The sequence below is a fragment of the Candidatus Chloroploca asiatica genome (genome assembly GCF_002532075.1).
Taxonomy (GTDB): Bacteria; Chloroflexota; Chloroflexia; order Chloroflexales; family Chloroflexaceae; genus Chloroploca; species Chloroploca asiatica.
Window position 1 is genome coordinate 53,829 of the sequence record NZ_LYXE01000063.1, and the last position, 12,700, is coordinate 66,528.

The following is a 12,700-nucleotide window of genomic DNA, read 5'->3' on the forward strand; positions in this document are numbered from 1 at the left end:
TAACTAAAATTTAACTTGTTTATCTACTTTACATTAAAGAAAGCGTATGTATAATATGAAGTAGCAACCTGCTTCCCACTTCACTATATCCATAGAGCGCAGTTCAACGTCAGCCATACCGTGCAAGGATGCATGCCCGTCATCCGATGATGCTCGTAACCGGGTGATGTTCTATGCCGACCCTGCACCCAAAGCAAGGGGAATGGTGTTATGTCAACGGTTTCTGTGCGTGCGTTCTTCAAGTTCCTCGTCGGGCTTCTCCTCGTCAGTCTCCTCCTCTCTTCTCTCTCTGTGCCAAGCCAACCCGTTGCGGCTCAATCCGCAGACCCACCCAGGCAAAGCGCCGAAGAACCGGGCACCGAGCCTCTCGTTGAGTATGTGCGTGGTCAGATACTCTACGCTGAAGGCGGTTTCGCCGAAGGGTTGACCTTACAAGTATGGCGCGAGGGTGAACTTGTCGCCACAGCACAGACCGGGGATCTAGGCCAGTTCAGCCTCACAGGGCTCGCAACTGGCCTGTATGATCTACGGCTCTTTGCGGGTGAACAGCCGGTTGAACTGCTCTCAACGCCCGTGCTGCATGTCAAAGCGGGCGATGTGACCCCAGTGCAACTGACGGCTGCACGTCCACTACCTCCACCCGATGCGCAAGCAGAAGACGCACAAAGCCCACCAGTGAGCGACGACCCGGCACCCCAGACGCCTCCAGTGAGCGACGACCCGGCACCCCAGACGCCTCCAGAATCAGACCCGCCGGCTCAAACCCCACCTGCACCAGATGCTTCGGCCATTGAACAGGCACCAATCACCCCCCAACAGACGGCCAGCCTCGTTGGGCGCGTCACGGCAGAGGATACCGGTGATGGATTGCCGGGTGTCTCGGTACGAGTCTGGAATGCAAATGGATTTTTTGTAACTGGTAGCTCGACGAATGCTACCGGTTATTACACCATCACCAATATGTTCGCCGGTGTATATCGTCTTGAATTTGTGACTTCTTTTTTTAGTCATCCCATCACAGATTTATACCTAGGCGAATTTTATGCCAATCAAACAAGCCTGGGTAACGCAGATCCGATTACTCTCACCGACTCACTCACCACAACGATCAACGCCGCGCTGGTGCGTGGCGGGCAAATCAGCGGGCGCGTGATTGCTGAGGATACGAGTGAAGGGCTGGGTAGTGTTCCTGTCAGGCTCTACAACGCCGCAGGCAATAGCATTGCCACTACGTTCACCGGTCTTACCGGCTACTACACCTTTACCGGTCTGGTGACAAACACCTATCGCGTAAGCTTCGAGCCACGTACCTCTTCTAACAGCAACATTAACGTTTACCTGGACGAATTCTACAATAATGCAGCGAGCCTTGAAGAAGCCACACCAATTGAGGTTGGGGCTGCCATAAACCGTACCGCCAATGCGTCGTTAGTACGGGGAACGGAACTGAGAGGGCGCGTCACCGCCGCCGACACCGGCAATGGCCTCCAGAGTGTTGGGGTACGCCTCTATAATGCCAGTGGTACGCAAATTCGTAGTGCCACCACAACCGGCCAGGGTGATTACACCTTTACTGGATTGATGACCGGCACGTATCGCCTCGAAGTGCGTCCGCAAGATTCCTTTCTGAGTGATGTTCGTCTCTACCTGGGCGGCTTCTATGAGAACAAGCCGAGCCTTGAAGAAGCAACTGAGATCAGTGCAACGCTCGCTGCCCCCAGCATTGTCAATATCGCGTTGATCAAAGGTGGGCAACTGAGTGGGCGCGTGACCGCTGAGGATACAGGGATCGGGTCAAATGGGGTAGTGGTCTCCCTCTTTAATTCCAGTAGTGATACCCGTATCAGTTTTTACCGAGCTACATCAACCGGCTACTATACTTTTACTGGTCTGGTGACCGACACTTACCGGCTCGAATTCCGCCCCCAGGACTCTTTCAATGCAACCACCCGACTCTACTTAGGCGAATTCTACGATGACCAGAATAGCCTTGCGAATGCGACTGGCATTCAGGTGGCGCCATCTGCCGTGGTGACTGCCAATGCCGAACTCGTTCGTGGAGGTGAAATTAACGGGCGCGTCACCACCTCAGATACTGGCCAAGGCCTCGCGAATGTGCGGGTGCAACTCTACAATGCCAGCAGCGGGCAGTCCATTGATACCGCATTTACGGGCAGCACCGGCTACTACACCTTCACCACCCTGGTCTCAGACACCTATCGCCTGCAATTCATTCCGCCCTTCAACTCGCTCTATCTTGGGGAATACTACGATGACCAGGCGAGTCTCAACACCGCCACGCCGATCCCGCTAACACCACCCGCCATCATCACCGCCAATGCGGTGCTCCAACGTGGTGGGCAGATCAGCGGGCGCGTGACCGCCTCGGATACCGGGGACGGCCTCGCTGGGATCACCGTGCGCCTCTCCAATGCCAACGGGCAGAGTACCAGCAGAACTACCGACAGCACCGGCTACTACACCTTCACCACCCTGGTCTCAGACACCTATCGCCTGCAATTCATTCCGCCCTTCAACTCGCTCTATCTTGGGGAATACTACGATGACCAGGCGAGTCTCAACACCGCCACGCCGATCCCGCTAACACCACCCGCCATCATCACCGCCAATGCGGTGCTCCAACGTGGTGGGCAGATCAGCGGGCGCGTGACCGCCTCGGATACCGGGGACGGTTTGTCGAATGTCAGCGTACAACTCTACAATAGGAGCGGGCAATTTGTTACCAGCCAGAATACGAATGCTACTGGCTACTATACGTTCACCAGACTCGTCAGCGAAACGTATCACCTGCGCTTCAGCCCGCCTTTCAACTCGCTCTATCTCGGGGAATTCTACGATGACCAGGCGAGTCTCAGCGCCGCCACGCCGATTCCTCTTGAGCCACCCGCCATCGTCACCGCGAATGCGGTGCTGCAACTCGGCGGGCAGATCACCGGGCGCGTCACCGCCTCGGATACTGGTAACGGTTTGTCGAATGTCACCGTGCGCCTCTCCAATGCCAGCGGCAATCCGGTAGCAACAACCGCAACCGATGCGACAGGGCAGTATACGATCACGACGCTGGCAACCGGAGTGTATCGGCTTGAATTCAGTGCCCAGTTTGCCAACAATGCCACGACCCGCCTCTATCTGGGCGAGTTCTATAACGATCGAACAAGTCTGGATACGGCAACCGGGATCAATATCACCGCACCTGACCTAACGACAATTGATGCGGTGCTGCAACGTGGGGCCGAACTACGTGGCCGGGTCACGGCGGCTGATACTGGCGCTGGGTTGGAGGATGTTACCGTCAGACTTGTCAATGCGAATGGCAACACGATTGCCACTGTCCCTACCAGTGCAACTGGCAACTACACCGTCACCACACTGACGACAGGTGTCTATCGGGTAGAATTGATCACCCGCAATGCAGCGAATGCAACCACGCGCACCTATCTTGGGCAGTTCTATAACAACCAGCGCTTTATTGAGCTTGCAACGGGGATCAATCTGACGGTTGGCGAATTCACGACCGTAAATATACCGCTGGCACGTGGCGGGCAGATTAGCGGGCGCGTCACTGCTGCGGATAGCAGTGATGGCTTGGCCGAGGTGGCTGTACGTGTCTATGATGCGAGCGACAACGTCGTCACAACAGTTGAGACAGATGCGACTGGTCAATATACCGTGCCCGGCTTGAGTGATAATGCCTACTGGGTCGAGTTTGATCCACGCGGCTCGGCTGACGCGACGGCCCAGTTGTATGTGCCAGAGTTCCACAATAATCAACCTAATCTTGTAGCAGCCACCGGGGTCAGTGTGGTTGCGCCTGATACGACGAGCATCAATGCCTCGCTCGAACGTGGGGCGCAACTTACGGGGCGCGTAACCGCAGCAGATAACGGCACTGGCTTAGAGGATGTTACGGTCTTTGTCTATGATGAGACCGGAACTGAGGTCGCTTTTGGCGAGACCACGGCCACCGGAAACTACACCATCACTGGCTTGATGAGTGGCACCTACCGCATCGGCTTTGATCCAAGCCAGTCCTTTAACGCAACAACCCGGCTTTATGCGGGTGAATTCCATGCGAACAAATTGACGCTCGAGGAGGCAACGCCAGTTACACTTACGGCACCTGCCGCAACCACGATCAACGCAACCCTCGCCCGTGGGGGTGAACTGAGCGGACGCATCACCGCAGCCGATACCGGGAACGGGTTACAGAGCGTGCGCGTACGCCTCTACAACACCGGCGGGAGTGAGATCAATACATTTACCTCAACGGCGACAGGCTACTATACCTTCACCGGTTTGGTCACAGGCACCTATCGCCTCGAGTTCGACACGCAGTGGTTTGGGCAGGCAACAACCCGACTCTATGCGCGTGCGTTCTATGACAACAAGGCCACACTCGAGGAAGCCACCACCATTAGTGTGACCGCGCCAACCACAACAACTGTCAACGCAGTCCTGGCACGTGGTGGTCAACTAAGTGGGCGCATCACCGGGGCCGATACCGGGAATGGTCTGCCTGACGTAGGCGTTCAGCTCTACAATGCGAATGGCAATAGCATTGACTATATCAGGACGACCAATAGCGGCTACTATACCTTTACCGGGCTCTTTACCGGAACCTATCGCCTGGAGCTACGACCGCAGGATTCCTTCGACAACACGGTACGCAGCTACCTGCGGCAATTCTATGACAACAAGGCCACGCTCGAGGAAGCCACCGCCATTAGCGTGACCGCGCCAACCACAACAACCGTCAATGCAGCGCTGGTACGTGGTGCTCAGCTAAGTGGGCGCGTCACGGCTGCTGATACGGGCGAAGGCTTGCCCGACGTATTGGTGCGCCTCTACGATACCAATAGTGCCTTCAGCAGATCTGTTAATACGACACCCAGCGGGTACTATACCTTCACCACCCTGGTGACTGGCACCTATCAACTTGAGTTCAGAACCCGTACCTCGAATAACGCAACCACCCGCGCCTATCTGGGCGAGTTCTACAACAACCAGAACAGCGCAGCGACGGCTACCCCGATCACGCTCAATGCACAAGACGACACAACCATCAACGCCGAACTGGAGCGTGGAGCACAACTGACGGGGCAGGTTACCGCTGAGGACACCAGTGATCCACTTACCGGCGTTCGCGTCTTGGTCTACGATCCTACCAACACCGTCATTGCCGATACCACAACCAATAGCAGTGGCAATTACACCACAACCGCACTTGCGAGTGGTGCCTATCGGGTCGAATTCCAGACCCAATTTGCCAACAATGCGACCACCCGCAGCTATCTCGGCGAGTTCCACGCTAATCAGACAAGCCTGTTCAATGCCACGGTGATCACGTTGACGGCACCTGGCATCACCCCAATCAATGCCGCCCTCGCACGGGGGGCGCAGATTACTGGTCAGGTCACAGCCGGTGAAGCCAGCCCGAGCCTGGCTCAGGGTGCCGCCCTCGAGAATGTGCTGGTCGCGGCCTATCCAGGCCTGGACTCCTTCTCATCAGTGGCTTCAGCCCGCACCGATGCAACCGGAACCTATACGCTCACCGGGTTGGCAACCGGAGCATATCTGATCCAATTTGGCTCAACCGGCACCTACCTTGGTGAATGGTATAACGATCAACCCGACCGTGAGATCGCCGATCTCGTCTCAGTCACAGCGCCCGCCGTCACGGGCAATATCAATGCTGCCCTGCAACAGGGCGGGCGCATCACTGGGCGCGTGACCGGCAATGATGGCGTCGGCCTGATGGGCGTTAACGTGAGCATCTACGATGACTGCAATGCTTTTGTGGCGTCAACGACGACCAACAACAATGGGGATTATTTGACCCCTGTGCTACCAGCAGGCAGCTACCGTACCTACTTCAATCCAACCACTACGGTAAACAGACGTACACGCGAGTATCTACCCGAGTATTACAACGATAAAGCATCGTTAGAGACCGCTGATCCTATCCCAGTTGCTGCTGGTGGGGTCAGTGCCAATCGCAATGCCCAGTTGACCCGAGGTGGGCAGATCAGCGGTACCGTCACTGGATCAGGCGGAGTGCCACTCAATCTGGTTAATGTCTCTTTCTATGACGAGAGTGGTAACTTTATCAGTGGAACCCAGACCAACGAGGATGGCACCTATACGAGTAGTGGGCTGGCAGCAGGGAGCTATGGTGTCCGGTTCTTCCCCAGCAGTTCCAACAATGCGACCACCCGAGCCCATCTCGGCACTTGGTACAATAACAAAGCAACCCAGGAGACCGCCGATCCGGTCAATGTCACTGCGAATACGGTCACACCTGGCATCAATGCCCAGTTGACGCGGGGTGGGCAGATTAATGGAACGGTTACCGGCCAAGCTGGCATACCACTTATCAACATAAACGTTCGCATTTACAACAGTGAAGACGGAACATATCTCACCCAGACTTTCACTGCTGCTGATGGGACATACACGACCATCGGCTTACCTACCGGTACATATAAGGTTTACTTCACACCCAACACCTTTATCACCGAATACGTGCCCGAATGGTATAACAATCAAGCCACTGAACAGGCAGCCGATCCGGTTGCAGTCACCAATGGAGCAATAAGCGAAAATGTCAATGCTGAGCTCACCTACGTTCCGTATGGGCAGATCAGTGGCACGGTCACAGGCGAAGGAGGCGTCCCGCTCGAGAATATTGCCGTTCAGGTCTATATCGCCACAGACGGCAGCTTCCTGAACCAGGTGCGTACAGATGCCGAGGGCAACTATACCGTGCCTAATTTGCCCCCCGGGGCCTATAATGTACGGTTCCGCGCAGACACGCTAGACCTCCAGGCATATCTAGCCAAATGGTACAACGATAAAGTGATCGAGGCAAACGCCGATCCAGTCACCGTCAATTCTGGGGCCACAACCGAGAATATCAATGCCACCCTGACCCGCGGTGGACAGATCGCTGGTACGATCACCGGCCCAGACAGTCAGCCTCTGAACGACATCGGTGTGCAAGTCTGGACAAGCGACGATAATTTCGTGGCCTCTACCTTCACCGGTAATGACGGAACGTACCTGACCCCAGGCGTGCCGGCTGGCAACTACAAGGTACGCTTCTCGGGCAATCGCACCTATGTTGGTCAGGTCTACAATAACCAGGCCGATCTGGCGGAAGGCGATCCGGTTGCCGTCACCCTCGGTGCCGTAACGCCGTCGATCAATGCCCAGATGGTGATTGGCGGCACCATTCGTGGGCAGGTACTGGGCAATGGCTGCCCGTTGCGCGGGGTCGATGTGCTCATCTGGACCATTGCTGACCCGGCCCCGCGGCTCAGCGACACGTCGGCGAAACTGGTTGACATTGCATCCACCAGTTCCAGGGGGTACTATGCAAGCTTTGCCTTACCTGCTGGCAACTATCACGTTGAGTTTTCTACTACCAATAGCAACTTCCCGGCGAATACGTTTATTGGTGAGTTCTATAACGGCAAAACGACCCGTGAAACGGCCGATCCCGTAGCGACGACCGCTGGGGTTGCGACACGCGGCATCAATGCCGATTTGCAAACAGGCGGGCAGATCAGTGGGCGCGTCACCGATGCAACCAGTGGTGATGGCCTGAGCTCTGTCCAGGTGACGGCAATGGATGGCAATGGCAATCCGGTTGGCTCAACGGCGCGTACCAACGCAACCGGCGACTATACCATCGTTGGCTTGCCAACAGGAAGCTATAAGGTCTTCTTTGAACCGTTTGGTAGTTCCAGTGGGTATCTGGCTGAGTATTACAATGGCAAACCAGATCAAGCCAGTGCCGATCCCGTCAGTGTGACTGCACCAGATCCAACTGCCAACATTGACGCCAGCCTCCAGATGGCCGGGCAGATCGCTGGGCAGGTGACCGATGCAAGCAATGGCGCAGGCCTACCAAGTGTTCAGGTACGTGCCTTCAATAGCGCTGGCGAGCAGGTAGGCTCAATGGCAATGACCGATATCACTGGTGTTTATACGATGACGGGGCTCCCCACGGGAACGTATTACATCTTCTTCCAACCCGTCGGTGTTTCAAGCCAATACTTTGCGGAGTATTACGATAACAAGCCCGACCTCGCGAGCGCCGATCCCGTCACCGTCACCGCCGCACAGACCACCCCCAACATCAATGCCAGCCTCGCAAGCGGGGGTCAGATCACCGGGCGCGTTACGGCCACCAGTGGTGGGGCAGGGCTACCGGATGTCCAGGTGCAGGCCTTCGATGCCGACGGCAACCAAGCTGGGGCAACGGCAACCACTGATGCCACTGGCACCTATACAATCACCAACTTGCGTCCAGGGACGTACCGCGTCTTCTTCGAGCCTGCCGGTGCTTCAAGCGGGTACTTCCCCGAGTATTACAACAACAAACCCGATCTCGCGAGCGCCGATCCCGTCACGGTCATCGCCTCCCAGACCACCTCCAACATCAACGCGAGCCTCGCGAGCGGGGGCCAGATCGCCGGGCGCGTCACGGCTGCCAGCGGTGGTGCGGGGCTAGCAGGTGTACACGTACGGATCTTCGATGCCAGTGGCACCGAAGTCGTCAGCACCACAACCACGGCCACTGGTACCTATACAACGCCAGCATTAAGCAGTGGCGCCTACCGCGTCTTCTTTGAACCACAAGCAACAACCAGCGCCTATCTGCCGATCTACTACGATAACAAGCCTGACCTCGCCACTGCCGATGTCGTTACCGTCGGTCTGAGCACGGTCGAGAATATCAATGCGGCCCTTGTGCGGGGCGTGCAATTCACTGGTCGTGCATTGCGGGCCAGTCCGGCCAGTCTGGCTCAGGTTGGCGTGGCCGATGTGCAGGTCAATGTCCTGAACGACGCCGGGGCCACTGTTGCAGGGGCCACCACGAATGCAAATGGTGAGTTCACCACCTCGCCTGGCCTCAACAGTGGCACCTATCGTGTGGAATTTGTCCCACCCCTTGGCAGCGGCTTGCGGTCAAGTGTCACTGACCCCCTTACGGTCACGGTTGGCACACCAGTCGATCCAATCGAGCAGACGTTGGAACCTCAAGGGGATGCCTTCCGGGTCTTGTTACCGCTCGTACGACGGTAAAGATGCCTGGGTTGCGGCAGGAGGGGCACCCTCCTGCCGCAACCCAGGTGGTGTTGCCAAGGCTCGTGCCCTCAGCCTATTGTCCCTAAGGGGCAACGTGGTATAATCAGACCCAGGCGAAGCAGATTGCGAAGGGAGTAGATCCTATGCCCAAAGTGATTATCAATGATGTGGAGATGGAAGCGAAACCTGGTGAACGCCTTGTGAGTGTCGCACGACGCAATGCCGCCCATATCGGGTTTGTCTGTGGCGGTAATGGCGTTTGCCAGACCTGCCAGTGTCGCGTGCTTGCCGGGGCCGATCAGTTGAACCCGCCTACCGCAGTGGAACTGGCCTGGATGCCCGAACGACGCCTCGCTGAAGGCCATCGTCTGGCGTGCCAAGCTTCAATCCGCGGCCAGGGACCCATCGAGATCCTGAGCAAGGCCGAAGAATTGCGTCGTCAGGCGGTGCATGTGGTGCAACCCCCCGCCAATGAGCAATGGGTCGATCAGCTCAATCCCCTGGTCGATAATGTGCTTAAGCTGTGGGTTGATCAGCTCTCGCGCTATCCCTTTAACTTGATCAATGCCGTACGCCATGCCGGGCCAGTACGTTTTACGAATCCATCTGATGATGTTGCCCAGTGGGTTGATGACACCTTCCGCGTGGGCAGTATGATGCTCACCGGAAGTGCCGCCGCACCCAGGGTTCCCGGACAGGGACGCGCCGAAGCGGCCCTAGACAATGCAGCCCGTGACGTTCGTCGTGCCGAAGCAGAAGTAAAACGTCTTTCATAGTAAGACCAGTAAGATACGCGTATGCAGCTTGGTATCAGGCTTGAGATTCACCCTGGAGACGATCTAAGTCGTGTGGCTGATATGATCGCCTCCAGGGGCTTTGGTGCGTTGCACGCCCATTTCCCCGAAGGTTGTGACCGCTCGCTGGCCCGTCGCCTTGGACGCGCCTGTGCCCACCATGGGCTCTCGGTTGATGCCATTTCGGGGTATGCGAACCCCCTGCGCCCTGATGAGGCCCCCATGGGCAGTACGTTTGAGCAACTCTTGGATCTGATTGACCTCTTGCCCTTGCTTGATGCGCGACGAATTGTGAGTTGGAGTGGTAGTTTTGGGCCGGGGCTGTTTGATGAGCACCCCGATAACCACGGCGAGCTCGGGTGGCAAGCGTTGCAGCAAAGCGTGGAGGATCTCTTTCCCGTGCTTGATGATGCCGAGGCGATTCTCGTGCTTGATCCCTACTATACCCATGTGCTCAGCCATCCCAACGAAGTGGCGCGCTTCTGCGCCGAAATCAATTCGCCCTATGTCCGCGTGATGCTCGATCCGCCCGGCATGCTCCCCCCTGAGAACTGGGATCATCAAGCCGAACTGATCCCGCTAGGCGTCAGGGCGTTGACCCCCTATGTCGGGATGATCCAGTTTCGCGATATGCGCCTGAAGCACGGCGCGTTCGAAGATGCCCCCCCAGGCCACGGAGTCCTTGATTATCGCGCTTTTGTCCAGGCTATCCAGGCCAGCGAGTTGAGTGTCCCGATGTTCATCAGTCATACGCCCCTGGATCAGGCCGCGGCAGCCAGACGCTTTGTGCTTGACTACGCTCACGCTGTCCAACTCCGCTAAGCCTAGGTGGATTTCTTCGTTCCCTACCCAGTCGGGTAGGTTAAAACTGTCACCCCTGCCGTCGCTCTGAGGGATGTTTGACCGTATACTGAGACTATGAAATCCCTGCCTGTTCACCAGAGCGATGGATCATGCCACGAGCATGGTCACCAACAGAACGATAGAGCTTCAGTCCAGTGCGATGCTGTGATGAAGCACTCTTCGGCTGTATCGCGCTGTGTGTCTGTGGTGCCATAGACTATGGAACAACCGCCGGTCATTCTGGCAGTCGTGGGCGACAGTGCAGCGGGCAAAACAACCCTGACCACCGGTGTTGCCACCATCCTTGGCCCGAGCCAGGTTGTTACGCTGCGGCTTGATGACTATCATCGGTACAATCGCGCCGAACGCGAATGCTTTGGGCTGACACCATTGCATCCTGATTGCAACTATCTTGAGATGATGGAAGACCACCTGTTCCAGTTGTCGATGGGTAGGTCGATTATCAAGCCAGTCTATAACCACAAGACGGGTGATTTTGATGCACGCCAGCGCCTTGAAGCCGCCCCCTTCGTGATGACCGAAGGGTTGCTCGCCCTGGCAACCCCTCGCCTGCGTGAGCCTTGCCATATGCGGGTCTTTCTTGATCCACCTGAAGATTTGCGTGAGCGGTGGAAGATCCGCCGTGACTCGGTGCGCCGCGGCTATACGCCTGAACAGGTGCGTGAAGAGATGGCCCGGCGACGGGGTGATGCGATTGAATTTATTCAGCCCCAGCGCGGCTGGGCTGATCTTATCGTGCGCTTTTTTCCCGCTGAACCTGGTGCCGAACAGTTGAGTGTGCGCCTCATTTTACGCCCTACGCTCAGTTATCCCGATCTCAGTGAGGTCATTGCGTCACAGGGCGATCCGCCGGTGATGCGCTTGCGCGTCGGCCGCGATGATGGGCGGCTAACCGAAATTCTTGAAATTGATGGACGCCTCAGTACGCTGCAGGCCGAAGCCGTTGAAGATGTGATCTGGGAACATTTGCCCGGCCTCAGCCATCTGCGCCCCGAGCAGATCGGCACTTACCTCGATGGCACCGATTGCCGGCAAAGCCATGTGCTCGGTCTCGTTCAATTGCTGATCGCCTATCAACTGCTGCTCAAAGCCGAAACCCTGCAACAATCATAGCAGCTTCGCCGCTCACACCCCACCGCCGAAAGCGGACGTTGCAACAGCCCTCCAAGCTTCCTGGGGGCCTACGGCCCCCAGGAAGCTCTATGCTATAATCCCTTGGTAAGTTTCAAGTGTGCTTGAAGCATCGATGCATGTCCAGGTGAAAGGAATACATATGAGTGTCAAGAAGTGGAGCAATCCGCCCACGATGCAGATCGATCCGACCAAGAACTATGCCGTGACCATGGAGACCACCGCGGGAACCATGGAGTTAGAGCTGTATCCGCAGCATGCCCCGGCCACGGTCAATAACTTTGTGTTTTTGGCCTCTGAGGGTTTTTATGATGGGGTGATCTTTCATCGCGTCATTGCCAATTTTATGATCCAGGGCGGCGATCCTACCGGTACCGGCACCGGCGGCCCAGGCTATCGTTTCAAAGATGAGCTCTATGGCAATCCGCTCAAACACGAGCGCGGGGTCATCTCGATGGCCAATGCCGGCCCTAATACGAACGGGAGCCAGTTTTTTATTACGCACGCGCCCCAGCCCCACCTCAATGGCAAGCATACAGTCTTTGGGAAAGTCACCGCCGGGCTAGAGGTCGTTGATACGATCCGCCAGGGCGACAAGATCGTCAAAGTCACCGTACAACCATAGCGACCCTGACCATCAACCAGCGTATGCACAAAGAGCCTGCCAGTAAAACTGGCAGGCTCTTTGTGGGTGCACTGAATCGTGTGTGCATTTATGACGCAAAAGCTGTGTTACGAAGTCATTCCTTGACGCGGCCCTTTAACATTCTATAATATGTCCTTAATGAACCTCTTCT

At 56.5% G+C, this 12,700-nt stretch carries 5 protein-coding genes; all 5 read left to right on the forward strand.

What is annotated here, in order from left to right; translation table 11 throughout:
* Positions 1-210 precede the first annotated feature (210 nt).
* The 5 genes from A9Q02_RS06045 to A9Q02_RS06065 all read left to right on the forward strand — a co-directional run bounded on the left by A9Q02_RS06045 (position 211) and on the right by A9Q02_RS06065 (position 12,528).
* The gene (locus A9Q02_RS06045; RefSeq protein ID WP_097651453.1) at positions 211-9,111 is read left to right on the forward strand and encodes a carboxypeptidase regulatory-like domain-containing protein; all 8,901 of its coding nucleotides are present in this window, start codon (positions 211-213) and stop codon (positions 9,109-9,111) included.
* Between the two features lie 146 nt (positions 9,112-9,257).
* Entirely contained in the window at positions 9,258-9,890 is a 633-nt protein-coding gene (locus A9Q02_RS06050; protein ID WP_097651454.1) for a 2Fe-2S iron-sulfur cluster-binding protein, read from the forward strand.
* A 21-nt stretch (positions 9,891-9,911) separates the two neighbouring features.
* Positions 9,912-10,730 carry a sugar phosphate isomerase/epimerase family protein gene (locus tag A9Q02_RS06055; protein WP_097651455.1) on the forward strand — a complete coding sequence of 273 codons (819 nt, stop codon included), beginning with the start codon at positions 9,912-9,914 and terminating at the stop codon, positions 10,728-10,730.
* A gap of 240 nt (positions 10,731-10,970) precedes the next feature.
* Complete coding sequence (locus tag A9Q02_RS06060) at positions 10,971-11,885, forward strand: phosphoribulokinase (RefSeq protein ID WP_097651456.1); 915 nt, start codon at positions 10,971-10,973, stop codon at positions 11,883-11,885.
* 160 nt (positions 11,886-12,045) lie between these two features.
* Positions 12,046-12,528: a peptidylprolyl isomerase gene (locus tag A9Q02_RS06065; protein WP_216361455.1), complete on the forward strand. Its 483-nt coding sequence runs from the start codon at positions 12,046-12,048 to the stop codon at positions 12,526-12,528.
* Positions 12,529-12,700: the final 172 nt, after the last annotated feature.

Coding starts and splice junctions, on each gene's coding strand:
- A9Q02_RS06045 (WP_097651453.1), top strand. CDS start 211: ATGTCAACGGTTTCTGTGCGTGCGTTCTTCAAGTTCCTCGTCGGGCTT.
- A9Q02_RS06050 (WP_097651454.1), top strand. CDS start 9,258: ATGCCCAAAGTGATTATCAATGATGTGGAGATGGAAGCGAAACCTGGT.
- A9Q02_RS06055 (WP_097651455.1), top strand. CDS start 9,912: ATGCAGCTTGGTATCAGGCTTGAGATTCACCCTGGAGACGATCTAAGT.
- A9Q02_RS06060 (WP_097651456.1), top strand. CDS start 10,971: ATGGAACAACCGCCGGTCATTCTGGCAGTCGTGGGCGACAGTGCAGCG.
- A9Q02_RS06065 (WP_216361455.1), top strand. CDS start 12,046: ATGAGTGTCAAGAAGTGGAGCAATCCGCCCACGATGCAGATCGATCCG.